This is a genomic window from Methanofollis tationis, from assembly GCF_013377755.1.
Classification (GTDB): domain Archaea; phylum Halobacteriota; class Methanomicrobia; order Methanomicrobiales; family Methanofollaceae; genus Methanofollis; species Methanofollis tationis.
In genome coordinates this window covers 1,361,239-1,386,361 of record NZ_JABXWR010000001.1, presented here as the reverse complement: position 1 = coordinate 1,386,361, position 25,123 = coordinate 1,361,239, and the positions used below count along the sequence as shown (strand labels likewise).

The following is a 25,123-nucleotide window of genomic DNA, read 5'->3' as shown; positions in this document are numbered from 1 at the left end:
TGAAATCAGGCAGTTTATGGATAATGATCATCGCGGGCATCCTCCTTTTCGCCTTCTCCCCGGTGTCCAGCGCCGTCACCGGGAGCCAGCCCATTGTCCAGGAAAGGAGCGAGTCCGCAATGTTCAACGACAATGAGTCTCTGCCCGACCTTATGGTAACAAACATCTCCTGGCTGCCGGAGAACCCGCGGGCCGGCGACAGCATCGCCTTCGCCGCGGTCGTCAGAAACAACGGACCGGGATCCCTGGTTCCGGCCCGCCTCGGTGACATCTGGTTCTTCATGCTCCCGGGGATCGAGTTCTCCATCGACGGCGGCGATGCAGTCTACGGCGGGGGCTACGCCATATACCGGCGTGACCCGGTCGACCCGGGCGAAGAGTTCACCATCGGGGCGGCCGAGTACTGGAACGCCACGGCCGGGGTGCACTCCGTCACGGCAACCATCGATTACGCCGAAACCTTCGAGGAGGCCGACGAGACGAACAACGCCTTTAACGCCTCGCTCACCGTCGACAGCGGCATCCCGACTGAGGCGTTCGACCTCCTGATCCTGACGCCCGGTGAGTTTGTCGATGCGCTGGAGCCGTTGAAGGAGCATAAAGACCGGACCGGCATTGCGACGGCGATCGTCACCCTCGAAGAGATCGAGCGGCAATACACAGACGGGGACCAGCCCGAGCGGGTGAAACGCTGCATCGACGACTACTGGAAGGGAGCGGGGATCGTCTACGTCATGCTCGTCGGGGACTGCGACCGCTTCCCGGTCAGGTACGTCAAGGCCTACAACACCGAATGGGGAACGAAATGGTACCCCTCTGACCTCTACTACGCCGACCTCTATGATGAAACGTATGACTTCGACGACTGGGACAACAACGGCAACGGCATCTATGGAGAAATGGACTTCGACGGCTTCTCGGAGCAGAACCTCACGAAACTGAACCTCGATGGGATCAACATGTACCCCGACGTCATGGTCGGGCGGGTGCCGGCCTCGACGGCCGACGAGGTGGCGACCTACGTGGAGAAGGTGATCGACTACGAGTTTGCGGCCTACGGTTCTGACTGGTTCGAGCGGGCCCTCTGGCTCGTCGACGGCGACTTCGGTGACGCTGACAAGAAGGACCGGCTCGACGGCTATCTCGCCGACTTTACGATCGTCAAGCCCTACGAAGACCCACAGTGGTTCTCGCATGCCGATATCAGGGACTACCGGGCCGGCGTGATCAACGCCACGGTGAACGAGGGGGTCGGCTTCGTCAACTACTTCGGCCACGGCAGCCCGCTCGCATGGAGCTGGGTCTTCGACCAGCAGCAGGGGTGGACCGACGTCACGAACCTGACGAACACCGACCGGCTCCCGGTAGTGTTCGCCGTCTCATGCTATACGGGCAGGTTCTATTTCGACAACGGGATCAGTTCCTGCATTCCCGCAGACTACTACCGCACGGCAGCCGACACCGAGTGGAGCAGCACAGCGAAGGTGGCCAACCGGCCCGAGCCGATGGCGATCCAGCCCTCCGGGTACGACAGAGAGTCTCTGGCCGAAGAATTCCTGGTGAAACACCGGCAGGGGGCGGTGGCGTACGTCGGCTGCGTCGATCCCATGGAGTACGGCGGGCAAGACCTGGACAAATACTTCTTCGAGGCCTATTCGGTCGGGTGGAAGCCGCCGAAACTCGGGTATATGTGGTACTATGCCCAGAGGCAGTGGATGGACACAGTCGACCTCAGGTCGTACTACGCCTATATCCACATGCACAAGGTGATGCTCTTCGGTGACCCCTCCCTCAGGGTCGGCGGGGTCTCCTCCTTCCAGCCCGAGGACTTCGCCGGCACCTATGCGATGAACCATGACGGCTGGAAAGGCACGCTGGTGCTGACCGGACCAGGCGGGGACTACATCGAGGGGATGCCGAATATCAAGGGGACATACATGGGCCAGGACGGCGCGGAGCACGAGGTCTACGGCTACGTGCGGACCGACACCTATCCCCTGTCAGCCGAGTGGGGGCCAGACTACAAAATAGAGTTCTCCATCGACTTCGCCGACACCTTCGACGAGAGTGACGACCAGCGGTTCGAGGGCCTCCTCTTCACACAGACAAAAGAAGCGATCGCCGGCACGACCTGGTGGCACGACCGGCCGTTCGGGTTCTACGCGATAAAGAACGGGTCTGAATGAGTCCTGGACCCGGGAGATCTTTTTTTACCGGCGGCGTCCGGAGAGCAAGGAGAAGAGGTCCCGCAGGAGGCGGGACCGACACGAGCAATAAGAGAGAACAGCCGGTGCGGACCGAGGGAATCAGAACGCCCCGGGCCGGAAAGAGCCGTTCCGGGGGAGAGGGAGGGAGAGACGGGCTCGACCCTACCCGTACAGGTCGCCGGCCTCCATGTCCGACTTGAGTCCAAACGAGATGTCAAGGACACCGTTCCTGAACGAGGTCGCCTCCACCTCGAGGGGAACCTCGGGGAGGGCGACGGCCCGCCGGTAGCGCCGCAGCCCGTCCAGGGCGTTGATGACCAGGGTGGAGCCCTCCTGCCAGGTGCGGACGTGCTCCCGGGACATGCCGGGCAGTTCGGCGGTCACCACGATCCTGCCGCCGACCTCCACCACCTCGACCACCGGCTCGCTGATCTCCCCGGACTCCTCGCCGTCGATGGGATGCGCCGGCGCCCAGGTCGGCGGGAGGACATGACAGTGTCCGTCCCTGACGAGCAGGCGCACGCCGATGGCGACGGGTTTGTCCTCGGTGTCTTCCAGCGCCCGAAGCACCATGCTTTTCAGGTAATCGGTGAGCGCCCGGAAATCCTCGTCTGGAATTTTGTCGATCATGTGCTTACCCCGTCCAGGGTGCGTGTATTCACAACGTCCCCAGGTACAGGTTTTCGGCATCCCGGTAAAACCATTGTGGTGGAGGCACTCCGGGCCGGGAAAAGAGAACGGGCCGGAGGGCAGCGATGGTTGGACGGAGATTTAAGACATCCCGGATAGGATTAGAATTATAATATGGACGTAATTTTATTACGAAACCCCGGATATCCAGGATTCCCCGATCGGATCATTTATGGTAGGGCTCCCCGCGCATGATCCGAAAGGCGCGGTAGACCTGCTCGAGCAGGATCAGCCGCACCATCGTATGCAGGAATGTCATTCTGGAGAGGGAAAGACGTACGTCGGCCCGGGAGAGCACCGCCGGCGAGAGCCCGAGCGGGCCGCCGATGACGAATACGATCTCTCCTTTTCCAGCGATCTCCCACCCCTTCATCCGGGAGGCAAGGTCCTCGCTCGACCACATCTCGCCGGCGGCGTCGAGGGCGACGAGGAGGGCGCCGTCTGGAACGGCGGCAAGGATATGGTCGCCCTCGGTCACCTTCACCTGCCCTTCTTCGGCCGCCGAGGCGCGGTTCGGCACCCGTTCGTCCCGCACCTCGACGATCCTCAGGTCCGCATAGGGACGGAGGCGTTTTTCGTATTCGGCAATTCCCTCGTTGATATACCGATCCTTCACCTTTCCCACGGCAATGACACTGACCTGCATCCAGCCACCTCAAGGAGGATAGGACTCCCCCTCACCTGTATAGGTCATCTGTCCTGAAATAGAGATGGGCCGCCGGTCTGAAGAGGAATGATTCAATAGCGGCTGGAAAGCCAGAATATCAGATCCGCCCCTTCGTGCACCAGATCCAGCCGTCTTCGTCAGACCTGAAGAAATGGTTCTCGCTGCAGCGTGCCCGTTCCATCGCCGCCATCGAGTAGTGAGCGTCCACCCGCCCTCCGGCGTCCCTGATCACCGAGGCCATTGCTCCTGGCGTGTAGACCGAGAAGGGCGCAAGCCCACAGGCCTCCCTGATAGAGCCAAAGACGCTGCGGGGGAGCGAGCGGCGGCGTGGGGCGACCATCTGGCAGGGGGCGAGATACTCGACGACAACGACATTTTTGCCGTTGCCCGAACAGAACGAGCTGATCATCCCGCCCAGCTCCTCCCGCCCGAGATAATAACTCACTCCTTCCACGACCAGGATCACCGGCTCTCTCCCGCCATAGCGGGCCAGGGAAGGCGCCGTAATATCAGCCCGGACGCAGGCGATCCGTCCGGCAAGGTCAGGGGCGACCTGCTCGTAGAGGGCGTGCTTCTCCTCCATACCCGAGATATCGATCTCCACCACGTCGGTGACGCCGTCGGGATACTCTTCGAGGACCTCCAGGGCAAGAGGGCTCATCCCTGCCGCAGGGATCACGATCCGGCAGGGCTCGGGCGATCTGGCCAGTTCCCGGCCAACAAGACGGGAGATCTGATGTTTACGGTTGAGGATCACCTCGCCGTACCACGGGCAGACCTCGTCGCATCGTCTGAGCAGATCCTCACCCTTCGAGAGGTCGAGTTCATCAAAAAAATCTCTGATCCTGCCGCCGTCGTACAGCGGGGACGCCCATGCCATCACCAGTGCAGCAGTGGCGTCGAGTTCCATCCTCAGAGTTCTCCGATATCCTCGTTCCAGAGGTCGCCGTGCCCGGCGATAAACGCGGCCATCATCTCGTAGCATTCGGGCAGGTCGAGGTCGACCACCTCGACGCCGTGCTCCTGCAGAAACGAGCGGGCGCCGGCGAAGTTTCTGGACTCGCCGGCCACCACCCGCGATATTCCGAACTGCACCACCGCCCCGGCACAGAGATAGCAGGGCATCAGGGTGGAGTAGAGCACGGTGTCGGCGTACCGCCCGACCCGCCCGGCATTCCTGAGGCAGTCGATCTCGGCGTGGAGCACCGGGTCGTCCTGCTGCACCCGCCGGTTATGCCCCCGCCCGATCACCCGACTGTCCCTGACCAGCACCGACCCTATCGGGATCCCGCCTTCTGCGAGCCCTATCTTCGCTTCAGAGAGCGCCGCCTCCATGAACCTATCCATATGCATACCCTCCAGAAGACTACTCGTAGGTGATCCGGCAGAGGACGAAAGCCCGCACCCCCGTCCGGGACGGAGTACACAACCGGGGCTTATCCTCGCCCCTCTGCGGATAAAAGGCGAGATTCCCAGGACTATATATCCTCGCCCGAATACCAATTCACCTATCCAGCCTGATCGCACAAGAATTTATACTCTTGGAATTGTCTCCGCACACATGAATAGAAAACTATCTAACCTCCAGGATCAGATCGCATACTGAGTGATATCATGCGGATGAATTACGCCATGATTCTTGGTATCATGCTCGTTGCGGGCATGATTCCCCTTGCAAGCGCCCAGATCGGCGGCGATATCGGCTATTACGCCGTGCACTGCAACGTCGACGGGGCGAAGGTCTACTTCGACAACGACCTGAAAGGCGAGATCAAGGACGGCCGCCTCCTCGTGGAGGTCTATGTGACAGGCACGCCGTACACCACGATCAGCGTCGAGGCCGACGGATACGAGACCTACACCACCAGGATCGTCGAGCACCCGGCGAAGGGCGAGACCATCGACATCACGGCCACCCTCCAGCAGGCGCCGATCGGCGGCGACATGGGGGCGTACCTCGTGACGTGCAACGTCCAGGGGGCGCAGGTCTACTTCGACAACGACTACAAGGGTTCGATCCAGAACGGCGAACTCCTGGTGAGCGTCTACACCACCGGCACGCCGTATAAGACGATCAGCGTCCAGGCCGAGGGATACGAGACCTACACCGCAGCGATCACGCAGTACCCGGCGAAGGGCCAGACCGTCACCATCGCCGCCACCCTCCAGCAGTCCCCGATCGGCGGCGACATGGGTGCATACCTGGTGACGTGCAACGTCCAGGGAGCGCAGGTCTACTTCGACAACGATTACAAGGGCATGATCCAGAACGGCGAACTCCTGGTGAGCGTCTACGTGACAGGCACCCCGTACCAGACGATCCGCGTCCAGGCCGACGGTTACCAGACCTACTCTGCATCGATCACCCAGTACCCGGCGAAGGGGGAAACCGTCACGATCGCCGCCACCCTCACCCCGGTGACACAGAAGGCCCCGCTCTCGCCGCTCTCTGCCCTCGGTGCGCTCGGCGTCCTCGGTGCGCTCCTCGTGCTGCGCAGGAAGAACTAACTCTTTTTTTCAAAGATACGTCCGAGCAGGGGGCGCCCGAGCCGCTCGATCTCGGCGTCGAAATAATCGATCCACTCGGCGACGAGGGCTGCCTGTTTCTGTTCCCGCATGAGCGCCCCCTCGAGGGCGGCGATCCGGTCGAGAAGGGCGCGTTCCCGCGCCTCCATCTCCCTGCGGAGGGCCTCGATCTGCTGTTCCTGTCTGGCGACGACGTCCTTGAGGTCGCGGGCATCAAGGTAAGCCTGCGTCACCGGCGACGGCGCCGGGGCCTCCACTGACGCCGTTTCCTCGACCGTCTCCTCAGGCCGCCTGCCTTCACGGGCCGCCTCGGCGCATTTTCTGGCGGTCTCGACGGCTTTCGGGGCGTACAGCCTGACCGGCCCGATGCTGCGGTACGGGAAGAGGTCAGGGTATTCGGCGATATATTCCCTGACCTCGTCTTCCTTGAGGCCGGCGAGATCGGCGATCTCTGAGGGTTTGAGATGGTCCTTTCCTGGGGTCATGGCATCCAGCAGATCATCCTATGCCCCGGCAACTGGAAAAATCTGGTGATTTCTCTCCTCCGGCCGTCAACCGATCGCCGTCAACGAACCAGTCCATGAAAAAACGAAACGAACGGTTCTTTTTCCGCGCCAGGGCGACGTCATACTCTTCCAGGATCGCCTGCATGAACTCGATCCTGGAGATCCCCTGCGGGATGAGGGATCTGAACACCTCCTTCGTGATCCGGTCGGTCCGCCATGACGGGACACAGACACCGAGGCGGGCGGCCGCACCCTCAGAAACCCCGGCAAGGTACCACCCCTCGATCTCCGGGACGACGATGACGACCATCTCCGCATCCATCGCATGCCCGAAACGGTCCAGGGTCTCCTGCACCCTGAGGCGTGCATAGGGCGTCCGGTCGAGATCCCTCACGAAGATATAGGCGTGGCCACCTTTTCTGACCGCATGGATCAGGTTTATCGTCAGCTGCCGTTTTTCGCAGGCATATTTCCATATCCGCATCTCATAACCCCTTTCGGCAAAGAGGGGGCGCACGATCCTGGAGAAAAAGCGCTCGTCGTCAGGGCCCTCGAGGAGGACGTACAGGGGGGAGGCGGTCATCCTGATCAGCCTCAGAGGAGATCCTGAACATAGAGTTCGTCGATCCCCATCGTCTCCAGGAAGACCTCGAGCTCCTCCCGCTCTGCCGGGCGGGTGACGGCCGAATATCCGTCAGGGTCCCGCCTCAGGAGGAGAATGTTCTGCATGCCGGCGTATTTCACGACCTCGGGGTGGTGGGTGGTGATGAGGATCTGGCGGCCGCGGTGCTCGGCGACGTCCTGCATCATCGATACGAGTTTTGCGATCAGGTTCGGGTGGATGTTGCGTTCGGGCTCCTCGATGATGACGACCGGTTTGTCCTCGAAATAGAGCAGGGCGACAAGCGCCGTCAGGTTGATCGTGCCGTCCGAAACCAGGAAGGAGGGGATCGCCCTGCCGGCGTACTCCTCCTTTAAGGTGGTGATGAGTGATCTATCGGTGACCCGCTCCACCCCGATCTCCCTGATGAAGGGGAGGAGTTCCTGCACATGCGCCCAGGCCCGGCGCCGCCGTTCAGGGTCCGAGAGGATCGCCCTGAGCACCACGGCCAGGTTGCCGCCGTCGCGGTCGAGGTCGGCGCGGCCCGAGATCTCGGCCGCATGCTTTGCAAGGCGTGGGTCGATGTCGTAGTGGCCGATGTCCCGGAAAAAGTTCCTGATCTGGTAGACGAGGGGCGAAAATGACGGATATATCACCGGGTTCTCGAGCATCGACTCGTCCAGGGCGAGGGGAGCGGTGGCGAGAGGGGTGCAGTCGGGCTCAGGGGCCATGCCCTGCGGCGCCACGGTGCAGCCGACGCCGCCGTCCACCGACCGGGACAGCCTGATCTCCCCCGCACCCAGGGAGGAGGAGAAGCCGTTGCCGTCCACCAGGTGGTAGGTGCAGGCGGCGGCGATCTCCTCAGAGGCGATCGTGCAGGCGGCGGCCGTGCAGTGGAGGGAGAGGGAGTAGGTGCATGAACCGACGACCGCCTCGACCACACGGTCCCCGTCCCGGAAAAACCTGACCCGGATCGGTGCTGCGCCGGCGTCAAGGGAGACGGCGATCTCCGTCGTCTCCGCGGGGGCAGCCCTCAGGTTCCTGACATATTCCCCGCCCCCCTGGAGAGAGACGGCGTTGGCAAACCCTTCCCGTGCACAGTCGGTGAGGAAGGAGAAGATATCGACAAAGTTCGATTTTCCCGCGGCGTTCGGGCCGATGATCACGTTGAACCGGCCGAGTGTGACCGTAGCGTTGCCAAAACTCTTGAAATTCCTTATATCTACCCCTGCAATCCTCATCAGACACCCTCGATCGAATATAGGGGTCAAAGAATAAGAGGGCTTGGGCGCACTGAAAATATATTAATAGGAGGATATTGTATCCTGCCATATGACGTTCTACGAAGAAGTGCTTGAAAAAATTGCGGCCCTGATGGCCGCAGCCTTTGGACTGGTTGCCGCACTGGCATGGAACGGAGCAATACAGGAGTTCTTCAAGCAGGTGTTCGGAACGACTGAGAATCTCTCTGCACAACTGATCTATGCGATCATCGTGACGATCATCGCTGTCCTCGCCACCATTCTGATCGCGCGCGCGGTGTCAAAGGCGAAGGGAGAGAAAACGGAGTGAGGGACGTTCCCCTCACTTCCATATCCATCCAAAAAGCCCTTTTTCCGAGATCTCTCCCTCGGCAAGCTCCCTGAGCCGCTCCTGCTCCTGCTCCATCGCCCTGATCTGCTCCATCAGCAGGGCCCCGGTCTCGTTGTCGCAGGTGCAGTTCTCAACCAGGCGCTTCATCTCCCTGACCTGTTCCCGGCTCCTGTTGAGGTCTGCAAGGATCGTCCCGGCCGCTTCAGTGTCACCGCCGAAGAAAAAGCGCCCCAGCCCGGCATTCTGATGGATCTGCTCCTCGGCCTGGAGCCTGGTCGCAAGCGAGTTGTTGTACTCCCGGGCGATCGCCGAGACGTTCTTGCCGATGCCGCCGTCGAGGTCGCCGAGGGCGAGGAAGGCGTGGACAGCGGTACGAACGGCGTTCTGGTTTTTCCACGCCGCCTGCGCAGGCCCGCTGAGGCCTTCGGCCCTGGCTTCATCTTCGGCCGAGGTCTGGTTGATCCGGTCTCGCACCTGCTCGTGGAGATGCTTCTGCTCTTTTTCAGCCGTCCGGTTCTGGACCGGCCCGGCCGCATCGTCAGGAGTCGCTCCGCCGTTTCCGCCCGCACTGCCATTACCGTCCACTATACGTCCGCTCTTGCCCTGGTCGCCCGCCGCTGCCGCATATGCAGGGCTCGCCAGGAGGAGGACGATCAAAATCAGCGCCGCTGTCCGCTTCATCATCTCATCACCGAACATCTCTCTGAGCCCGGGGAGATATGAATATTCTGAACCCCGGAGTTCTCCATTCGATCGGCTCAAAGACGCATATACTGCAGATACCGCCGCCAGATCTGCACCATCACGACGATTGCCAGCGCCACCGCCGCCAGCGCACCGGCGCCCAGGGCCGGGCTCTGCCTGAAGAGGGCGAGGACGGTGCCGGCGCCCAGGGCGATCCCGAAGCTGCTGATGGCGCTGCCGATCAGGACGCACCCCACCGCGCCCGGGATGCCCATGCCCAGGATCCGCCCGAGTATGGTGGCGTTTACCCCGCCCGATCCCTGGAAGGGGACGATCACAAAGATGATGAGGCCGACGAAGGAGAGGCGTTCGAGCCAGGGGCGCGCCTTGACGAAGGCCTGGCCTCCCTCCATGAAACGGCCGACGAACGGCCCGAGAAGCGGGATGCGGAGGACAAGGTCGAGGTTGAGGGCGACGAAGAGGGAGCAGCAGAGGTCCATGACGAGCGTGCTCGATGCGATCAGCCACCAGGGTTCGCCCAGGAGGAGCCCTGCCGGGATCACCGATTCCTTGCCGGCCGGCGGGAGGAGGTAGGCGAGGATCAGGCCGCCGAGCAGGAGGAACTCGGGGTACGGCCTGGTCAGGAACAGGGCGAGAAAGAAGAGGACGGCGAGCCCGACAGGAATACCGAGCCTGGCCGCCCGGTCAAGCGTGGGGTCGGCATGGAACAGGGTTTCCTGAAGGGCGGGGGGTCTGATCATCTCAGATGATTTTTCGCTTCGTTCCCATATCAAGCAGCGTATCCGATGCCGTCGATCTGGGAAAAAGCGGCCGCTTCTACTCGATGAGGACCAGAGCCACCGAGGTGATCTTCCCGTGGACGATCTTGCCGTAGGCCATGTTCTCGCAGGGGATCGTGGAGAGCAGCCATCCGACGCTGCGGGCGGTCGCAAAGACGTCCATGCCCGCGGCCTCCATGCTCGGGCGCATCACGTCCGCATGCCTGCAGAAGCGTTTCGCGGCGGCGTCGACCGGGCCCTCGGTCTCCTCGGGGATGCAGGTCTCGCAGAAGATGCAGGGGTAGGCGCCGAACCCGAAGGCCTTGTAATAGCCGTCGAAGAAGGCGACCTTCTCAAGGGCGTGGACGGTGCCGTTCACCCAGACGATCAGGTCGCGGAAAAAGGCGTGGAAATCGTCAGGGATATCGCCCGGCCCCAGGTCAGGGTGCGCAGGGTCGCCGTCGAAGCGAAGGAGGAGCCCGGTCTCGTAGCCGGACAGCATCTTTCGCGTCTCGTCGGGCGTCGGGGCATAGGGCGGACAGGAGAGATGTTTACCATACCCCTTGCAGCCGTAACGGCACTTGAACCTGACCCAGTCGGCGACCACTACCTCTGACGCACGGATCGGCGCCGCCGCCGCACCTCGCCCTTCTGCACACCGCGTGAGTTTCTCGATCTCAGCCTTCAGCCCCTCCCCCATGTCAAACCACACCGCCCTTACGGCAGAGGAGAGGATAAGATTTTGGATCAGGGCTGACGGCGCCGGGCGAGGATCTCCGCCACGATCCTGGACGAACTCGAAAGAGGGCCTTCGTAACTGCCAATCCTGACCACCCCGGCGCGAAGGCCGCGTATCTCCAGGGCACGCCGCAGGTCGTCCTCTCCAAAGAACTGGTTGAAGCCCAGGGTGATCACGTCCGGGTCGATCTCCCGGATCGGCGCAAAGATGTCGGCACTGTCGCCGAGACGGGCGTGGTCAACGGGTTTTAAGGCCGCCACCATGGCGAGGCGCTGCTCCTCGGGGATCACCGGCCGCGGTTTATGGCGGACATTGGCGTCCCGCGCCACGATCACGTGGAGTTCGTCGCCGAGTTTCTTCGACTCCTCGAGGTAGAAGAGGTGGCCGGGGTGGAGGATGTCGAAGGTGCCGGTGGCGACGACCCGCTTCATCCGATCACCTCGATCTCGTAGGGCTCGCCGTTCGCCGTAAAGCAGGCCCAGTCATCCGGGCCGTAGGGCGCCCCGATGATCAGGTGGTAGCGCCCGGTGCGGGGGAAAAAATTGAGGTCGGCGTCCGATGGCCACAGCACGCCGTTCGGGTGCGAGTGGGCGCTGCCGGCTTTGTGGGTGCCGAGCGGGAGCATGTCGACAAAGATGCTCGCGCTCTCTTCGGTGCTTGTCGTGCCCGGGACCAGGTCGATCTCGCTGATGACGCCGTCCACCTCCCTGAGGATCGCCGCAAACTCGTACGGGTGGTTTTCTGCCCCGAGCCTGAGGAGGAGGTCGAGGAGGTCGGCGGAGATGCCCCTGATCTTCATGTGTGCATCCATGTTGTGGGCCATGCGCAATGAATGATTGGATCGCACCCCGCTCAGAACCGGCCGTCCTGCACGTAACTTCGCCCGAGGAGGAGAGCGGTCTCGGCGCGGGCGAGTTCCCGGCCCAGGTAGGCGGCGTGGTCGAGACGGGAGACGCATCCGTTCTCGATGAGCGCCGCAGCAAGATCGGCCGCCGTCCGGCCCCAGAAAACCCTTCCTTTATGCCCGACCAGGATCCAGCCGCCTTCGATCGCGATCCTGAGGTTTCCTGCCGGGTCGGGAATGAACCCCTCCGGCGCCGGGAGGACGTCCAGGCGTTCCCCTTCGGGACCGGGCTCGCGGCGGCGGCGTTTCTCCTTGAGCACGAAGAGATCGATCCCGAGGTCTTTTGGGTACGGGTGGTCGCCCATCACGGCCATCATCTCGGTTGCCCGCCGCATCTCGGCGACCGAGCCCCGCGTCTTGTCAGAGTGCTCGCTTGTAAAGATCACCGCCGCCCCGACCTCATGGGCGCAGGCGGCGAGAAGGGCGTTCGCCCCGACCGAGTCGGCGTCCAGGAGTTCGACGACGTTTCCGGCCCCGAAGAAGAGGGGGCGGGAAGCGCCTGAGAAGTTCCCGAGAGAGGCGACAAATCCCGAGCCCGCTGGTTGGAGGAGCGGATCGGCAATCAGGGCGGCTATCCCGGCCTTCTCGGCCGCCTTCAGGTTGGCGTCAAGCCCGGCCTCGCCCGGGACGATCACCGCCGCGGCGCCGGCCGCCGCCACGTCATGGCCGATGGCGGGGATGTTGCCCTCGTGGAGGGAGAGAATCAGGTCGGCCCGGCAGAGGGCGGCGCCGATCAGGGCCGGGTCCTGAGTGTCGGCCGCAAGGGGCCGGTCGATCCCGTCGAGCGCCGCAAAACACCGTTCCACATCTTCAGGGGTGGCGTCGAAGCCGAAGCCCAGGTCGACGATGTCGGCGCCCCGCCTGAAATACGCCTCGACCGTCTCCCGCAGGGCCGGGTGGCGGTGGGCGTCCATGATCTCGGCGAGCACCTTGATCCTGGACCCGCCGCCGATCTTTGTGCCCCTGATCACGAACTCTGGCTCCACCTTCTCCTCGACTTCGGCAAGGCGCCCGAACGCGGCCTCGCGCCGTTCGGCGGCGAAGAGTTCGTCGGCCGGGACCGTCCTGGAGAGCGGGACCTTTCCGGCGAGGGGGAGAATCATCCCGAGGTCGGCGGCGTGCCTGGGCCCGCGGTAGACGGGCACCCCGGTCTCCTCCTCCACAGAGGCGAACGAGGCCGTCGACATCCCGGAGACGATCACCATGTCGTAATCTCCCATCGAGATCATCCTTTTCAGGTCGGCCGGGGTCAGAAAGGCGGCGATCTCGCCGGCGACCACAACCTCGGCATCATAGCCTGCGGCGGCCTTTCTGACGATATCGGCGGTCAGGGAGCCTGTAGGGAGGAGGATACGCATGCAGTTTCCTTCACCGGAGAGGGCATAAGTCTTGGGGGACCGGGGTGGCATCCGGATCCGTCAACCTCTTCACCTTCTGAGGCTGAATGTCTATCCAGAATGTTGCGGTGCGATCTCCATATCCACACCTCGTTCTCCCGCGACGGGGAGAGCAGTGTCGAGGACGTGCTCAGGAGAGCCGAAGCGGTCGGGCTCGACGCCATCGCGATCACCGACCACGACACCACCGACGGGGCCCTGCACGCCCTCGCCTGCAGGAGCCGGGTGATCGTCATTCCGGGAACGGAGATCTCGACAAAACAGGGGCACCTCCTCGCCCTCGGAGTCACCACGGCCTTCCCGAAAGGGCTGGACTTTTTCGAGGCAGTGCGGCGGGCGCGATCAGAGGGGGCCGTCCTCATCCTCCCCCATCCCTTCCACATGTGGCGGCACGGCGTCGGGCGGAAGCTGAAGGCCGGGCTCTCCATGGTCGATGCGATCGAGGTCTTCAACAGCCGCTACATCACGGGAACAGCGAACCAGAAAGCGGCGCTGGTCGCCCGAAAACTCGGAAAACCCGGCGTCGGCGGGAGCGACGCACACCACGCCCGCTTCGTCGGCTACGGCTACACCCTGGTCGATGCCGAACCGGACGCAGCCTCGATCCTCAGGGCGATCAGGGAACGGCGGACCTCGGCCGGCGGGCAGATGACGCCGATCAGTTCGTACACCAGGCAGTCCCTGAAGAGTTCCTGGAAGAGGATCCAGGCGCGGATGCCGAAATGAGGCTGGCGTTTCGGCTCGGCTACTACGGGGAGAATTTTTTCGGCTCACAGGTCCAGGCCGAGGTGAGGACCGTCGAAGGCGAGGTGATCGCCACCTGCCGCCGTGTCGGGCTCTTCGACGATCCAAGAGCTGCCCGCTTTGCTTTTGCCGGGCGGACCGACCGAGGGGTCAACGCCGTCGGGCAGGTCTGCGCCTTCTCGACCGAAGAGCCCGAACGGGCGGTGACCGCCCTGGGGTTCGAACTCCCGGGCGATATCTGGACTACCGGGTGGGCGGCGGTCCACGACGGGTTCAGCCCGCGAAAAGAGGCGCGGTCCCGGACCTACCGCTACTATTTTTCCGAAGAGTTCGGGGACGTCCCGGCGATGGACGAGGCCGCACAGGAGTTTGTCGGGGAGCACGACTTCACGCGGTTCTCCAGGCAGAGCGAGCGCAGCCCGATCAGACGGGTGATCTCCGCCGGTGTCCGGGAAGAGGACGGTTTCTGCGTCTTCGAGGTGACCGCGGAGAGTTTTCTCTGGAACATGGTGCGGTGCATGGCCTGGAGCCTTGCGGCGGTCGGGCGGGGTGAGATGAGGGGGGAGGAGATCGGGATCCTCCTCCAGCGTCAGGGAGAGCGGCGGGTGCCGGCCGCACGGCCGGAGGGGCTGATCCTCACGGATGTCGATTACGGCTTCCCCTTCACTCCGCTCCCCCCCTCGCCGAAGGCGACGTCGGCCCTCGAGGCCCGATGGGAGGAATTCAGGCTGAAAGAGCGCGTGAACGGCGCCTTGCTCGAGCTGAGCCGGGATTTCCAGAAATGATCAGGGGACCGCCGGACCAACAAAGCCAAGTCTCTCTGGTTACATAGTAATCTAGAAGAGCACATCGGCAAATGTAATGATCGATAATGATTAATTTACACCCGAGGAGTTGAGCACCATTTCTGAAATTCCAAAAGAGGAGTACCTCAAACCGTGCACAGCGGCGTGTGCGGGGTGCAGTTCGTCTCTCTGCCTCCGCTACGTCCTGAAAGCTGCAGGACCCGACACCGTGCTGGTCATACCGGCCTGCTGCACGAGCGTGATCCAGGGGATGTACCCGAACACCGCCTTCAACGTGCCGGTGTACAATATCGCCTTTGCAGCCGCCGCCGCGTGCGCCTCAGGCATGAGCAGGGCGTTCCGGAGCCAGGGGAAGAAGACGAACGTCATCGCCTATGCCGGCGACGGCGGGACGATCGATATCGGCATCCAGGCGCTCTCAGGCGCATTAGAGCGGGGTACCGACTTCCTGTACATCTGCTACGACAACGAGGCCTATGGGAACACCGGCATGCAGCGCTCAGGAGCGACGCCGCTCGGCGCGCTGACCACGACGACGCCGGTCGGGAAGACCGAGTTCAAAAAGGACATCGACGCCATCGTCGCCGCCCACAACCCGCCGTACATGGCGACGGCGTCGAGCGCCTATCCCCTCGACCTGTATAAGAAGGTGAAAAAAGCCCTCTCCATACCGGGCCCGAAGTTCATCCACATCCTGGCGCCCTGCCCGCCGGGCTGGCGCTATGACTCGGACCGGACGATAGAGATCGGGAAACTCGCCGTGAAGACCGGGATGTGGGTGCTCTGGGAGCGCGAGTACGGGAAACTCACGGTCTCCGGCCCGTCGAAGACCGCCATGAAGAAACCGCAGCCCATCGACGAGTACATCAGGGCGCAGGGACGGTTCAAGGCCGCAACCCCGGCACAGATCGCCGAACTCCAGCAGGCGGTCGAGAAGAACATCGAACGGATCAGAAAGGAGGAGGAAGGGATATGCTGACGATCGCAACCGGAAACAAGGCCGTCGCCGCGGCGGTAAAGGAGGCGAAGCCTGCGGTCGTCGCCGCCTACCCGATCACGCCGCAGACCGAGATCATCGAGCAGATCGCAAACTACGTCGCCACAAAGGAACTCGATACCGAGTACATCCCGGTGGAGAGCGAGCACTCGGCGATGGCCGCCTGTATCGGGGCGGCGGCTGCGGGGGTGCGGACCTTCACCGCTACGAGTTCCCACGGCCTGCTCTACATGCACGAGATGGTCCACTGGGCGGCCGGCGCCCGCCTCCCTATCGTAATGGCGAACGTGAACCGCTCCCTCGGGCCCGGCTGGAACATCTGGGCCGAGCACACCGACGCCTTCTCGCAGCGGGACACCGGCTGGCTCCAGGTCTTCGTCGGGACGGTGCAGGAGGCCTACGACGCCACCCTGATGGCCTTCCGGATCGCCGAGGACGAGCGGGTGGTGCTGCCGGTGATGGTGAACCTGGACGGGTTCTCGCTCTCGCATATCATGCAGTCCCTCGAGACCGTCGAGATCGGAGACTTCATCCCGCCGCACCACCTCACGCACGCCCTCGACGTCGAGAACCCGATGGGCTACGGCCCGATGACCGGGCCGAAGGACTACTTCCGCTTCCGCTGGGACATCGAGCGCTCGATGCGCGATTCGAGAGCGGTGATCGAGGAGACCGAGGCCGAGTTCGCAGCGCGGTTCGGCCGGAAATACGGCCCGACCGAGGACTACTGCTGCGAGGACGCCGAGGTCGTCGTGGTCTCGATGGGCACCCTGGGCAAGGAGGCCGAGGTGGCGGTCGACGTCCTGAGAAAAGAGGGCGTGAAGGCCGGGTCCATGCGGCTGCGCTGGTTCAGGCCTTTCCCTGACCTCGACCTGAAGGGCAGGGAAGTCGTGGTCATCGACCGCGACTACTCCTTCGGTTTCGGCGGCGTGGTGGCGGCCTCGATCCGGGCGAAGACCGGGGTCGAGTGCTACAACGTGATCGCCGGGCTCGGCGGGCAGGAGGTCACCTACGACGATATTGCGGAGTTCGTGCGGACCCGCCGGATCGGCGAAGAGCAGTGGTTCGGGGTGAGCGAATAATGTACGAGATCAGGATTCATTCCCGCGGTGGACAGGGCGGCGTGACCGCAGCCCGCCTCCTCGCCCTCGCCGCATTCAGGGACGGCAAATACGCCACTGCGTGCCCCTTCTACGGGGCCGAACGCCGGGGAGCGCCGGTCGTCTCGTTCGTGCGGATCGACGACGTACCCATCAAGGTCTACTCGCAGATCAGGAGCCCGGACATGGTCGTCGTCCTGGACGCCACGGTGATGGACACAGTGGACGTCCTCCAGGGGCTCAAGCCAGGCGGCACTGTGATCATCAACAGCGAAAAGCCGCATGAGTTTCCGGGGTTCGCCTCCTATCACGTCGATCTCACCGGGATCGCCCTCGCGGAGAACCTCGCCATCGCCGGGACGCCGATCGTGAACACGCCCTTCCTCGGGGCGGCAGCAAAGATCGGGCTTGTCTCGGTGGAGTCGGCGAAGCAGGCGATCAGAGAGATGTTCTCGGACGAGCGGAACGTGAAGGTGGCAGAGGCCGCCTACGAGGAGATGGTCATATGAGAGAGAGGCTTGCCCTGAGCAAACCGACGAAAGGCGCCTGCGGGTTCACCGGGACCTGGCGGGAGTTCCGCCCGGTCGTGGACCGGGAGAAGTGCAACCAGTGCGGGATCTGCCAGATCCACTGCCCGGACGGCGTGATCGACGAGGAGCTCAATATCGATCTCGACTTCTGCAAGGGCTGCGGCGTCTGCGCGAACGTCTGCCCGAAAAAGGCAATTGCAATGGTCAGGGAAGAAAAATAACCTCTTTTTGTTCTTCACTCTCTGAGGCGGGCAATCTCTGGAGGCCGGGGCGATCTCCCCACGCTAAGCCGCTAAGAAAGAGAGTCAAGATTACATCTTCGCCTCTTTTCGCGGCTTCGCGTGAAATTTTTCCCTGAGAACCACGAGAACATCCTGAAATGCTCCCCGCCCCCGATTGCGCCCCATCGCATATATCAGAGCGGCGCAAAAACAGGGAGGGATGATGATGGAGAAACAGGTGGGTCTCGTCCACTGCCGCCGCTACGACCCTGAAGAGGTCGACCGTGCGGTGGAGCGGGCGATCGGGCTCGTCGGCGGGATCGGCGCATTCGTCCGGCCAGGCCAGCGGGTGCTCCTCAAGCCGAACATGCTGATGGGGGCCGAACCTGCAAAGGCGGTCACCACCCACCCGGCGGTGCTCGGCGCCGTCGCCCGCCTCCTCTCGGCCCACGGCTGCACTGTCGTCGTCGCCGATTCACCGGGCGCCGGGACGCGTTATACGGAGAAAAACGTCCGGCGGGCCTACGAGAAGTCCGGGTTTGCGGCGCTCTCGGCGATCCCGGGGGTCACCCTCTCGACCGACACCGCCTCGCGCACCGTCTCCTACCCACAGGGAACGGTGATGAAACGCTTCGCCATCATCGAGGAGGCGCTTGCGGCCGACGCCGTCGTCGTCGTCTCCAGGGCGAAGACGCACCTCTTCACCGGCTACACCGGGGCGACCAAAAACCTCTTCGGGATCGTGCCCGGGCTTGAAAAGCCGGTCTTCCACGCGAGGTTCAGGAACCCCGCGGACTTCGCCGGGATGCTCCTGGACCTCAACGGCTGCGTCACGCCGGCGCTCCAGATCATGGACGCCGTCGTCGGGATGGAGGGCGACGGCCCGATGTCAGGAGAGCCGCGGCCGATCGGGGCGATCCTCGCCGGCGCCGATCCGACCGCCGTGGACGTGGCGACGATCAGGCTGATGGGCATGGACCCCGCATCCATCCCCACGGTGGCGGCGGCGGTGGAGAGGGGACTGATCAGACCGGACTTCGGCGACGTTCTGGTCGTCGGCGACGACCCGGCGGCGGTGACCGTCCCGGACTTCAGGCGCCCGTCCACCGGGAAGGGGCCGATGAGGGCGTCGTGGATCAACAGGATGGTCCTCAGGTTCATGCAGCGGAGGGGCACAGACCTCCGTCCGCTCCCGGTCCCTGACCCCTCCCGCTGCACCGGGTGCGGGCGGTGCACTCTCACCTGCCCTGCCGCCGCCGTGCGGATCGAGGGGGGAAAGGCGGAGATCGACCATACGAAGTGCATCCGCTGCTACTGCTGCCACGAGATGTGCACCTTCGGGGCGATCGATCTGCGGCAGGGGCCGGTGGCGAGGGTGCTCTCGGCGCTCCTCAGGTAAAGGCAGGCATAGGGAAACAATTATATTCGACCATGAATGTTTCTCTTCCGGGGGAAAGAAAGTGGACACCTTTGAGACGACGCTCCAGGAAATGAAGAAGATGGCCCCGGAAGAGCAGAAGGCGGTCATGGAAGAGAAGAAAGCGATGTGCATCTGCCCGACCTGCCCGTCCTACACGACCTGCGCAAAGAATGGGAACGAACTGATGTTCTGCGCCACCGGGAAGAGTTTCATGTGCATTCCCTACGAGAAGGAGTGCATCTGTCCGACGTGCCCGGTGGCAAAGGACATGGGCCTTAAATATTCGTTCTTCTGCACGAGAGGGGCGGAGAAAGCGCAACGCTACGAGAACACCCTCTGGGGATCGAAGATGGTCTGATCGACCGTCGAAATCCCGTTCATCCTTTTTCTCTCCGGGCGTCCTCCGGCCCGTTCAGACGGCAGATCGAGGAGCAGTGCGCACACTCGGCCGTGCAGGGTTCGACCCGGATCGTCACGTTCGCTCCGGTAAACTCGGTCCTGATATCGGACTCGAGATGTTTTACGATATCGAAGGCCCCTTCAATGCTCGATCCCTTCGCCACGACGAGATGAAGGTCCACGAAGCGGTCAGAACCCGAGCGGCGGGTCCGAAGGGCGTGGAAATCGACGCACTCCGAATAATGCTCGCAGATGATCTGCCTGATCCGCTCCTCCTCCTCGGGCGGGAGGGCGTGGTCGGTGAGGTCGGCGAAGGCCCGCCGCGTCAGGTCCCACGCCGCCTTCATGATGATGAAGGCGACGCCGAGGGCGACGACGGCGTCGAGGTAGACGAGCCCGGTGATCCTGATCAGCAGGAGCCCGCCGAGCACGGCGAGGGAGGTGTAGACGTCGGTCCGCAGGTGCCAGGCGTCGCTTTCGAGAGCGATGGACCCGGTCTCTTTCGCCACCCGCATCAGCCTCGCGGAGACGTACCAGTTCACCGCGGCGGAGAGGCCCATCACCGCCATGCCGATCCCGAGAGACTCGACTGCAAGGCCTCCTTCTCCACCGAGGAGTTTTCCGAGCGCTTCCCTGACGATCAGGGCGGCGGCGACGAAGATCAGGATCGCCTCGACAAAGCCGGAGAAGTCCTCGAACTTCCCGTGGCCGAACCGGTGGCAGTCGTCGGCCGGCTCTTCGGCCTTGCGTATCGAGATGAAGGCGATACCGGCGGCGAGGAGGTCGATCCCCGAGTGGATCGCCTCGGAGATGATCCCGACCGAGCCTATCGCAAGGCCGACGGCGAGTTTCGCCACGACCAGCACGGTGTTCGAGAGCACCGAAAGCCGGGCGGTGCGCTGTTTTATCGAATCGGATCTGTCGGTTTCCCTGCGAATGATATCACCAGGATGGGGCGGGCGCCGCCCGTCGATAACCGTTATGATATGCTCCCTGAGGGGAAAGGATTTGCGATCCTCCCGAACCTGACCGGCAACGTCTCCCGCCTAATATGATGCAGCCCGATGCCCAGGAAGAGGCAAACGCAAAAAAAGGGTGGGGATCTCCCCCCATCCCTCACTCGGTGATCATCGTCCCGACGCCGGCGTCGGTGAAGAGTTCGAGGAGGATCGTGTGGGGCTTGTTCCCGTTGACGATATGGGCGTGGGGCACCCCGCCGCGCACCGCCCTGACGCAGGAGCCGATCTTCGGGATCATCCCCTCGGAGATCGTGCCGTCGGCCATCAGGTCCTCGGTCTCGGTGACGCGGAGACGGCGGAAGACCTGCGTGCGCTCCTTGTCCATCACGCCGTCGACGTCGGTGAGGTTGATCAGTTTGAAGGCGCCGAGGGCGACGGCGATCTCGCCGGCCGCCGTGTCGGCGTTGATGTTGAGGCTGCGGCCGGCCCGGTCGATGGCGATCGGGGCGACCACGCCGATATAGTTGTTCTTCAGCAGGGTGTCCAGGATCTCGGGGTTGATCCGCTCGATCTCGCCCACATAGCCGAGATCGACCTCGTGCTCCTCGTCGCCGATCACCACCCGCTGCATCCCGATCTTCTTCGCCATGATCAGGTTGCCGTCGTTGCCCGAGAGCCCGACGCCAAGGGCGCCACACCGGGCGACCAGGGAGACGATGCCGTCGTTGATCTTGCCGACGAGCACCATCTGGGCGATCTCCAGGGTCTCGTCGTCGGTGATCCGCAGCCCGCCGACGAACTTCGGCTCCTTGCCCAGGGCCTTCATCTTCTCGGTGATCTCAGGGCCGCCGCCGTGGACCAGGACGACCCGCATCCCGACGTAGTGGAGGAGGATCGCGTCCTTGATCGCGTTCATCAGCACCTCCTCGTCGACCATTGCGTGGCCGCCGAGTTTGATCACGATCGTCTGCCCGTGGAACTGCTGGATATAGGGCAGTGCCTCCATCAACACTTCTTCGCGCTTCATGTGGTGTACTTCCCGTTGATCTCGACGTATTTCTCGGTGAGGTCGCAGCCCCAGGCCGTGGCCGAACCCTCGCCCTCCCCGATCGCGAGGGTGAAAACGACCTTGCGCCCGTGCATCGCCGCCTTCGCCCGCACCAGGTCTGAAACGATGACGCCGTCCCTGACAAGGGGCGTCTCGGCCTCGCCCTCGCCGATGGTGAGGGAGACCGTATCGGGGTCGAAGCGGACGCCGGCGCGCCCTGCCGCGGCGATCACGCGGCCCCAGTTCGGGTCCTCGCCATAGATCGCCGTCTTCACGAGGGGCGATCCCACAATCGTCCTGGCGACGGCCTCGGCCGCCTCCTCATCTGACGCACCCGAGACCCGCACCTCGAGCATCTTCGTCGCACCCTCGCCGTCGGCGGCGATCTGCTGCGCAAGCGAGGCGCAGCATGCCTGGAGAGCGGCGGCGAACTCAGCCTGCGGCACCCTGCCGGCGGCACCCGTCGCTGTGCAGAAGGTGCAGTCGTTCGTGCTCTCGTCGCCGTCCACCACCACCCGGTTGAAGCTCCGCCGCACCGCCAGCCGAAGGGACGCCTGCAGGTCGGCGGCGCCGACCTCGGCGTCGGTATAGATGAGGCCGATCATCGTGCCCATATTCGGGGCGATCATCCCGCTCCCTTTGCAGATCCCGCCGACCGAAAAGCCGTCGGCCTCGATGAGGGCGTGCTTCTCCACCAGGTCGGTGGTCATGATGGCGCGGGCCGCCGCTGTCTCGGCCGCGGCCGAGTGTTCAAGGAGCGGGACGACCTCTTTGCACTGTCGCCCGATCCGGTCGAGGTCCAGGTACCGGCCGATCACGCCGGTGCTGGCGATCCCGATCCGGTCGGCCTCGATCCCGAGGGCGCCGGCGGCGATCCGGCTCATCTCGACAGCGTCCTCGTAACCCTTCTTTCCGGTGTAGGCGTTTGCACACCCGGAGTTCACGACGATCGCCTCAAGCCGCCCGGCCGCAATACGCTCGCGCATCAGGTTCACCGGGGCGGCAGAAACGAGGTTTGACGTAAACGTCGCCGCAGCCGTGCCGCTCGCACGGATGATGGCGAGGCCGTACTTCCCCTCTTTGACGCCGGCCGCCTCGACGCCCTCGATGGCGCAGATACTCCTCATTCCGCCCCACCTTCCTCTGAGAACGAGGCGCCGAGACCCTGCACGATGTCCCGGCGGGCGACGATCCCGACAAGGCGGCCTTTTTCGACGACTGGGAGGCGGGCGACGCCCTCCTTCAGCATCAAGGCCGCCGCACGGTCGATCTCCTCCTCAGGGGAGATGACGATCGCCGGCATCGTCATCACCCTCCGCACCTTCACCTCGCCGACATCTGAGAGCGCCGCCCTCGTCTTCTCCCAGTTGATCGCCTCCCGGATCGGCACCTCGATGAACTCCAGGGGGGAGGGGAGCCAGAGATCGCTGGAGAGATCGCCGGTCTTGAGCAGGGCGAGGATATCGGCCTCGGTGACCATACCGACCACCCCGTTCTCATCGACGACAGGGAGTCCGCTCACATTGTGCCGCCGCAGGAGCGACGCCGCCCGGCGCACCGTGTCCTCGGGCGAGACGGTGACCGGGTCTACAGTCATGATTTCACGCACTTTCATCTAATTCATCTCCTTACGGGAGGCACGGGGGCACTTTCAGCCCGTCATTTTCGGTATAGCCGCACATGATGTTCATATTCTGGATCGCCTGTCCTGCAGCGCCCTTGACCAGGTTGTCGATCGCCGAGACGACGACGACCCGTTCGCCCTCACTCTCCACCCCGATGTCGCAGAAGTTGCTCCCCCGCACCGCGGAAAGCGTGGGCTTCTGGAGGCGGACGAAGTACTCGCCCTGATAGAAGCGGCGGTAGAGCGCCTCCACCTCTTCCTGCCCCATCGGCTCTTTCAGGATGATGTGCGCCGTCGTCAGGATCCCGCGGTTCACCGGGACAAGGTGCGGCGTGAAGAAGCAGTGCGCCGTCGATCCCAGGGCTGCGAGCTCCTGCTTCATCTCGGCGAGGTGCCGGTGCGTCGTCCATTTGTAGGCGTTCACGCCGTCGGCCACGTTCGGGTAATGGGTGGTCGCCGAGGGGTTGTCTCCCGCGCCCGAGACACCGGTCTTGGAGTCGTAGATCACGTAGGCCGCCTGCCTGGCGAGCGGCGCGGCCGCAAGGATCGCACCCGTAGGGAAACACCCGGGATTCGAGACAAAACGGGTCCCACGCACCGCGTCGCGGCGGAGCTCGGGGATGCCGTACGGCGCCTCGAAGTAGTCGGTGTGGGGGACGCCGTAGACGGCCTCGAAGGTCGCCTTTGGCAGCCGGTAGTCAGCCGAGAGGTCGACGACCCGCGCCCCACCCTCAAGGAGAGCGCCGGCGTAGTTCATTGCGGCCGTGTGCGGAACCGCCAGAAAGACGAAGTCAGCGTCGATATCCCCGGGCGCGGGGTTTGAGAAGGCGAGATCGGTATAGCCCCGCAGGTGCGGGTGCTGGGAGGAGACGGGACGGCCCTCCAGTGCACGCGAGGTCGCCGTGACCACTTCAGCCTCAGAATGAGTCTGGAGGAGGCGGATCAGTTCACCGCCGGCATAGCCCGACGCCCCAACGATTGCGACATCCATACAGGAGATATACCGGAGAAAAAACTTAATGCTTTGCCGGTCGGGGGGGGAAGACCCACCTCAGGCAGGTACGGGATGCGATGCGGCGTCGAAGAGCAGGCCGGCCAGGCGATCGATCCCCTCCCTGTTCTCAAGCCCTGCGAGCAGGTCGGGAGGGAGCGCGCTCACGCCGAATTTCGCACCGATATAGGCCCCGCAGATGAAGGCGATCGTGTCGGTGTTCCCGCCGATGTTCGCCGCCACGTACAGGAGGTTTGCAGGGTCGCTGTACCGCCCCATCAGGAAAAAGGCAATCGGAACGGTCTGGTAAATGGAGACATCGCTCCCGATGGAGGGAAGGGCGCCTTCAAGGCTGATCCCCTCCTGTTCGAGCCCGAGAGCACGACCGATCCGCCTCCCGAGTTCGGGGTCCTCGGCCGCCGCACAGCGCACCGCCGCGGCGAAAGGTTCCCGTTCGCCGTGGACGGCGCCGGCGAGGAGGGAGGCCACTGTCACCGCCCCGGCGTGGGCGACCGGGTTCGTGTGCGTGACCGAGCAGGCCTTCACCAGGCGGCCGGAGCGCTCCACCGGGTCGCTGTACCGGAGGGCGAACGGCACGGCAAGGGGGATGCACCCCGAGGTGTCGGAGCTGACGCCGCTTTTTTCGATCCCGCAGGTGAGGAGATGTTCGCAGGCCGACATCACCGAGCCGTCCGGGAAGCGGAGGTCGTCCTCCATGCAGAGCCTCGCCAGATCGGCGGCATAACGCTCCTCCGAATATTCTCCGGCGGCGAGGAGTTCTGCGACCAGGAGCATGATCTGGGTGTCGTCGGTGTACTGTCCGGGCTCCAGGCGGGCGTTCGGATGCCATTTCCAGGCCCGGCGATAGCCCTGGTACATGTGGGAGAGGTTCATCGCCGCACTCTCTCCCGGCATGCCGAGTGCGTCGCCGATAGCGGCCCCGAGCATGCAGCCCCTGAAGCGGTCCAGCATTAATCCCGTATGGAGTGGA

General features: G+C 63.7%; 30 protein-coding genes. 11 read left to right on the top strand and 19 right to left on the bottom strand.

What is annotated here, in order from left to right:
• Window positions 1-23: 23 nt before the first annotated feature.
• Window positions 24-2,186, top strand: a complete 2,163-nt coding sequence (locus HWN36_RS07165) for a C25 family cysteine peptidase (RefSeq protein WP_176788723.1) — start codon at window positions 24-26, stop codon at window positions 2,184-2,186.
• A gap of 183 nt (window positions 2,187-2,369) precedes the next feature.
• On the opposite strand, the gene HWN36_RS07160 is transcribed toward HWN36_RS07165, so the two are convergent.
• The 4 genes from HWN36_RS07160 to HWN36_RS07145 form a co-directional block, all read right to left on the bottom strand.
• The gene (locus tag HWN36_RS07160; protein ID WP_176788722.1) at window positions 2,370-2,837 is read right to left on the bottom strand and encodes an Hsp20/alpha crystallin family protein; all 468 of its coding nucleotides are present in this window, start codon (window positions 2,835-2,837) and stop codon (window positions 2,370-2,372) included.
• 226 nt (window positions 2,838-3,063) lie between these two features.
• Window positions 3,064-3,543: a 23S rRNA (pseudouridine(1915)-N(3))-methyltransferase RlmH gene (gene rlmH, locus HWN36_RS07155; protein WP_176788721.1), complete on the bottom strand. Its 480-nt coding sequence runs from the start codon at window positions 3,541-3,543 to the stop codon at window positions 3,064-3,066.
• Between the two features lie 118 nt (window positions 3,544-3,661).
• Window positions 3,662-4,474, bottom strand: coding sequence for a hypothetical protein (locus HWN36_RS07150; RefSeq protein ID WP_176788720.1), 813 nt, complete (start codon window positions 4,472-4,474; stop codon window positions 3,662-3,664).
• 2 nt (window positions 4,475-4,476) lie between these two features.
• Window positions 4,477-4,911, bottom strand: a complete 435-nt coding sequence (locus HWN36_RS07145) for a nucleoside deaminase (protein ID WP_176788719.1) — start codon at window positions 4,909-4,911, stop codon at window positions 4,477-4,479.
• Between the two features lie 285 nt (window positions 4,912-5,196).
• Here HWN36_RS07145 and HWN36_RS07140 point away from each other — a divergent pair, with 285 nt between their 5' ends.
• A complete protein-coding gene (locus HWN36_RS07140; RefSeq protein ID WP_176788718.1) occupies window positions 5,197-6,072 on the top strand; it encodes a PEGA domain-containing protein in 876 nt (291 codons plus the stop codon).
• Here the strand turns inward: HWN36_RS07140 and HWN36_RS07135 are convergent.
• Genes HWN36_RS07135 through HWN36_RS07125 form a run of 3 tightly spaced genes read right to left on the bottom strand, consistent with a single transcriptional unit; the run spans window position 6,069 to window position 8,438 of the window.
• The gene (locus HWN36_RS07135) at window positions 6,069-6,575 is read right to left on the bottom strand and encodes a hypothetical protein (RefSeq protein WP_176788717.1); all 507 of its coding nucleotides are present in this window, start codon (window positions 6,573-6,575) and stop codon (window positions 6,069-6,071) included. The two genes, HWN36_RS07140 and HWN36_RS07135, sit on opposite strands and share 4 nt — an antisense overlap.
• A 13-nt stretch (window positions 6,576-6,588) precedes the next feature.
• Window positions 6,589-7,179, bottom strand: coding sequence for a hypothetical protein (locus HWN36_RS07130; protein WP_176788716.1), 591 nt, complete (start codon window positions 7,177-7,179; stop codon window positions 6,589-6,591).
• Window positions 7,180-7,190: 11 nt separating this feature from the next.
• Window positions 7,191-8,438, bottom strand: a complete 1,248-nt coding sequence (locus HWN36_RS07125; protein WP_176788715.1) for an AAA family ATPase — start codon at window positions 8,436-8,438, stop codon at window positions 7,191-7,193.
• Window positions 8,439-8,529: 91 nt separating this feature from the next.
• On the opposite strand from HWN36_RS07125, the gene HWN36_RS07120 reads away from it, so the two are divergent.
• Window positions 8,530-8,769: a DUF5654 family protein gene (locus HWN36_RS07120; RefSeq protein WP_176788714.1), complete on the top strand. Its 240-nt coding sequence runs from the start codon at window positions 8,530-8,532 to the stop codon at window positions 8,767-8,769.
• Window positions 8,770-8,781: 12 nt separating this feature from the next.
• Here the strand turns inward: HWN36_RS07120 and HWN36_RS07115 are convergent, their stop codons facing one another.
• From HWN36_RS07115 to HWN36_RS07090, 6 genes are all read right to left on the bottom strand, one after another.
• Window positions 8,782-9,489 (bottom strand): hypothetical protein, encoded by a 708-nt coding sequence (locus HWN36_RS07115; protein ID WP_218133211.1) that lies wholly within the window; start codon window positions 9,487-9,489, stop codon window positions 8,782-8,784.
• Window positions 9,490-9,548: 59 nt separating this feature from the next.
• Window positions 9,549-10,235 (bottom strand): small multi-drug export protein, encoded by a 687-nt coding sequence (locus tag HWN36_RS07110; protein WP_176788712.1) that lies wholly within the window; start codon window positions 10,233-10,235, stop codon window positions 9,549-9,551.
• A gap of 76 nt (window positions 10,236-10,311) precedes the next feature.
• Entirely contained in the window at window positions 10,312-10,965 is a 654-nt protein-coding gene (locus HWN36_RS07105; RefSeq protein WP_343044947.1) for a DUF2284 domain-containing protein, read from the bottom strand.
• 35 nt (window positions 10,966-11,000) lie between these two features.
• Window positions 11,001-11,423 carry an adenylyltransferase/cytidyltransferase family protein gene (locus HWN36_RS07100; RefSeq protein WP_176788711.1) on the bottom strand — a complete coding sequence of 141 codons (423 nt, stop codon included), beginning with the start codon at window positions 11,421-11,423 and terminating at the stop codon, window positions 11,001-11,003.
• On the bottom strand, window positions 11,420-11,791 hold the full coding sequence (locus HWN36_RS07095) for a Mov34/MPN/PAD-1 family protein (protein ID WP_048103886.1): 372 nt from the start codon (window positions 11,789-11,791) through the stop codon (window positions 11,420-11,422). Before HWN36_RS07095 ends, HWN36_RS07100 begins: the two co-directional genes overlap by 4 nt.
• A gap of 53 nt (window positions 11,792-11,844) precedes the next feature.
• Window positions 11,845-13,254, bottom strand: a complete 1,410-nt coding sequence (locus tag HWN36_RS07090) for a dihydropteroate synthase-like protein (RefSeq protein WP_176788710.1) — start codon at window positions 13,252-13,254, stop codon at window positions 11,845-11,847.
• 99 nt (window positions 13,255-13,353) lie between these two features.
• On the opposite strand from HWN36_RS07090, the gene HWN36_RS07085 reads away from it, so the two are divergent.
• The 8 genes from HWN36_RS07085 to HWN36_RS07050 all read left to right on the top strand — a co-directional run bounded on the left by HWN36_RS07085 (window position 13,354) and on the right by HWN36_RS07050 (window position 19,469).
• The gene (locus HWN36_RS07085) at window positions 13,354-14,019 is read left to right on the top strand and encodes a PHP domain-containing protein (protein ID WP_176788709.1); all 666 of its coding nucleotides are present in this window, start codon (window positions 13,354-13,356) and stop codon (window positions 14,017-14,019) included.
• The gene (gene truA, locus HWN36_RS07080) at window positions 14,016-14,822 is read left to right on the top strand and encodes a tRNA pseudouridine(38-40) synthase TruA (protein ID WP_176788708.1); all 807 of its coding nucleotides are present in this window, start codon (window positions 14,016-14,018) and stop codon (window positions 14,820-14,822) included. Before HWN36_RS07085 ends, truA begins: the two co-directional genes overlap by 4 nt.
• A gap of 118 nt (window positions 14,823-14,940) precedes the next feature.
• Window positions 14,941-15,822 (top strand): thiamine pyrophosphate-dependent enzyme, encoded by an 882-nt coding sequence (locus HWN36_RS07075; RefSeq protein ID WP_176789596.1) that lies wholly within the window; start codon window positions 14,941-14,943, stop codon window positions 15,820-15,822.
• Complete coding sequence (porA, locus tag HWN36_RS07070) at window positions 15,816-16,922, top strand: pyruvate ferredoxin oxidoreductase (protein ID WP_176788707.1); 1,107 nt, start codon at window positions 15,816-15,818, stop codon at window positions 16,920-16,922. The genes HWN36_RS07075 and porA overlap by 7 nt, the downstream gene beginning before the upstream one ends.
• A complete protein-coding gene (locus HWN36_RS07065; protein ID WP_176788706.1) occupies window positions 16,922-17,449 on the top strand; it encodes a 2-oxoacid:acceptor oxidoreductase family protein in 528 nt (175 codons plus the stop codon). The genes porA and HWN36_RS07065 overlap by 1 nt, the downstream gene beginning before the upstream one ends.
• A complete protein-coding gene (locus tag HWN36_RS07060; protein WP_176788705.1) occupies window positions 17,446-17,691 on the top strand; it encodes a 4Fe-4S binding protein in 246 nt (81 codons plus the stop codon). Before HWN36_RS07065 ends, HWN36_RS07060 begins: the two co-directional genes overlap by 4 nt.
• A 226-nt stretch (window positions 17,692-17,917) precedes the next feature.
• Window positions 17,918-19,090, top strand: a complete 1,173-nt coding sequence (locus tag HWN36_RS07055) for a DUF362 domain-containing protein (protein WP_246269868.1) — start codon at window positions 17,918-17,920, stop codon at window positions 19,088-19,090.
• Between the two features lie 61 nt (window positions 19,091-19,151).
• Window positions 19,152-19,469: a DUF2769 domain-containing protein gene (locus HWN36_RS07050; RefSeq protein WP_176788703.1), complete on the top strand. Its 318-nt coding sequence runs from the start codon at window positions 19,152-19,154 to the stop codon at window positions 19,467-19,469.
• A 19-nt stretch (window positions 19,470-19,488) separates the two neighbouring features.
• Here the strand turns inward: HWN36_RS07050 and HWN36_RS07045 are convergent, their stop codons facing one another.
• The 6 genes from HWN36_RS07045 to HWN36_RS07020 all read right to left on the bottom strand — a co-directional run bounded on the left by HWN36_RS07045 (window position 19,489) and on the right by HWN36_RS07020 (window position 25,104).
• A complete protein-coding gene (locus tag HWN36_RS07045; protein WP_343044990.1) occupies window positions 19,489-20,418 on the bottom strand; it encodes a cation diffusion facilitator family transporter in 930 nt (309 codons plus the stop codon).
• A gap of 208 nt (window positions 20,419-20,626) precedes the next feature.
• Complete coding sequence (argB, locus tag HWN36_RS07040) at window positions 20,627-21,496, bottom strand: acetylglutamate kinase (protein ID WP_176788702.1); 870 nt, start codon at window positions 21,494-21,496, stop codon at window positions 20,627-20,629.
• Window positions 21,493-22,644 carry a bifunctional glutamate N-acetyltransferase/amino-acid acetyltransferase ArgJ gene (gene argJ, locus HWN36_RS07035; RefSeq protein WP_176788701.1) on the bottom strand — a complete coding sequence of 384 codons (1,152 nt, stop codon included), beginning with the start codon at window positions 22,642-22,644 and terminating at the stop codon, window positions 21,493-21,495. The genes argB and argJ overlap by 4 nt, the downstream gene beginning before the upstream one ends.
• The gene (locus HWN36_RS07030; protein WP_176788700.1) at window positions 22,641-23,132 is read right to left on the bottom strand and encodes a CBS domain-containing protein; all 492 of its coding nucleotides are present in this window, start codon (window positions 23,130-23,132) and stop codon (window positions 22,641-22,643) included. The genes argJ and HWN36_RS07030 overlap by 4 nt, the downstream gene beginning before the upstream one ends.
• Window positions 23,133-23,145: 13 nt before the next feature.
• Window positions 23,146-24,132 carry an N-acetyl-gamma-glutamyl-phosphate reductase gene (argC, locus tag HWN36_RS07025; protein ID WP_176788699.1) on the bottom strand — a complete coding sequence of 329 codons (987 nt, stop codon included), beginning with the start codon at window positions 24,130-24,132 and terminating at the stop codon, window positions 23,146-23,148.
• A 60-nt stretch (window positions 24,133-24,192) separates the two neighbouring features.
• The gene (locus HWN36_RS07020; RefSeq protein ID WP_176788698.1) at window positions 24,193-25,104 is read right to left on the bottom strand and encodes an ADP-ribosylglycohydrolase family protein; all 912 of its coding nucleotides are present in this window, start codon (window positions 25,102-25,104) and stop codon (window positions 24,193-24,195) included.
• Window positions 25,105-25,123 lie beyond the last annotated feature (19 nt).

What these genes read in the sequence shown, in the direction of transcription:
- HWN36_RS07165 (WP_176788723.1), top strand. Translation starts at nt 24, where the DNA reads ATGATCATCGCGGGCATCCTCCTTTTCGCCTTCTCCCCGGTGTCCAGC.
- HWN36_RS07160 (WP_176788722.1), bottom strand. Translation starts at nt 2,837, where the DNA reads ATGATCGACAAAATTCCAGACGAGGATTTCCGGGCGCTCACCGATTAC.
- rlmH (WP_176788721.1), bottom strand. Translation starts at nt 3,543, where the DNA reads ATGCAGGTCAGTGTCATTGCCGTGGGAAAGGTGAAGGATCGGTATATC.
- HWN36_RS07150 (WP_176788720.1), bottom strand. Translation starts at nt 4,474, where the DNA reads ATGGAACTCGACGCCACTGCTGCACTGGTGATGGCATGGGCGTCCCCG.
- HWN36_RS07145 (WP_176788719.1), bottom strand. Translation starts at nt 4,911, where the DNA reads ATGGATAGGTTCATGGAGGCGGCGCTCTCTGAAGCGAAGATAGGGCTC.
- HWN36_RS07140 (WP_176788718.1), top strand. Translation starts at nt 5,197, where the DNA reads ATGATTCTTGGTATCATGCTCGTTGCGGGCATGATTCCCCTTGCAAGC.
- HWN36_RS07135 (WP_176788717.1), bottom strand. Translation starts at nt 6,575, where the DNA reads ATGACCCCAGGAAAGGACCATCTCAAACCCTCAGAGATCGCCGATCTC.
- HWN36_RS07130 (WP_176788716.1), bottom strand. Translation starts at nt 7,179, where the DNA reads ATGACCGCCTCCCCCCTGTACGTCCTCCTCGAGGGCCCTGACGACGAG.
- HWN36_RS07125 (WP_176788715.1), bottom strand. Translation starts at nt 8,438, where the DNA reads ATGAGGATTGCAGGGGTAGATATAAGGAATTTCAAGAGTTTTGGCAAC.
- HWN36_RS07120 (WP_176788714.1), top strand. Translation starts at nt 8,530, where the DNA reads ATGACGTTCTACGAAGAAGTGCTTGAAAAAATTGCGGCCCTGATGGCC.
- HWN36_RS07115 (WP_218133211.1), bottom strand. Translation starts at nt 9,489, where the DNA reads ATGTTCGGTGATGAGATGATGAAGCGGACAGCGGCGCTGATTTTGATC.
- HWN36_RS07110 (WP_176788712.1), bottom strand. Translation starts at nt 10,235, where the DNA reads ATGATCAGACCCCCCGCCCTTCAGGAAACCCTGTTCCATGCCGACCCC.
- HWN36_RS07100 (WP_176788711.1), bottom strand. Translation starts at nt 11,423, where the DNA reads ATGAAGCGGGTCGTCGCCACCGGCACCTTCGACATCCTCCACCCCGGC.
- HWN36_RS07095 (WP_048103886.1), bottom strand. Translation starts at nt 11,791, where the DNA reads ATGAAGATCAGGGGCATCTCCGCCGACCTCCTCGACCTCCTCCTCAGG.
- HWN36_RS07090 (WP_176788710.1), bottom strand. Translation starts at nt 13,254, where the DNA reads ATGCGTATCCTCCTCCCTACAGGCTCCCTGACCGCCGATATCGTCAGA.
- HWN36_RS07085 (WP_176788709.1), top strand. Translation starts at nt 13,354, where the DNA reads ATGTTGCGGTGCGATCTCCATATCCACACCTCGTTCTCCCGCGACGGG.
- truA (WP_176788708.1), top strand. Translation starts at nt 14,016, where the DNA reads ATGAGGCTGGCGTTTCGGCTCGGCTACTACGGGGAGAATTTTTTCGGC.
- porA (WP_176788707.1), top strand. Translation starts at nt 15,816, where the DNA reads ATGCTGACGATCGCAACCGGAAACAAGGCCGTCGCCGCGGCGGTAAAG.
- HWN36_RS07065 (WP_176788706.1), top strand. Translation starts at nt 16,922, where the DNA reads ATGTACGAGATCAGGATTCATTCCCGCGGTGGACAGGGCGGCGTGACC.
- HWN36_RS07060 (WP_176788705.1), top strand. Translation starts at nt 17,446, where the DNA reads ATGAGAGAGAGGCTTGCCCTGAGCAAACCGACGAAAGGCGCCTGCGGG.
- HWN36_RS07055 (WP_246269868.1), top strand. Translation starts at nt 17,918, where the DNA reads ATGGAGAAACAGGTGGGTCTCGTCCACTGCCGCCGCTACGACCCTGAA.
- argB (WP_176788702.1), bottom strand. Translation starts at nt 21,496, where the DNA reads ATGAAGCGCGAAGAAGTGTTGATGGAGGCACTGCCCTATATCCAGCAG.
- argJ (WP_176788701.1), bottom strand. Translation starts at nt 22,644, where the DNA reads ATGAGGAGTATCTGCGCCATCGAGGGCGTCGAGGCGGCCGGCGTCAAA.
- HWN36_RS07030 (WP_176788700.1), bottom strand. Translation starts at nt 23,132, where the DNA reads ATGAAAGTGCGTGAAATCATGACTGTAGACCCGGTCACCGTCTCGCCC.
- argC (WP_176788699.1), bottom strand. Translation starts at nt 24,132, where the DNA reads ATGGATGTCGCAATCGTTGGGGCGTCGGGCTATGCCGGCGGTGAACTG.
- HWN36_RS07020 (WP_176788698.1), bottom strand. Translation starts at nt 25,104, where the DNA reads ATGCTGGACCGCTTCAGGGGCTGCATGCTCGGGGCCGCTATCGGCGAC.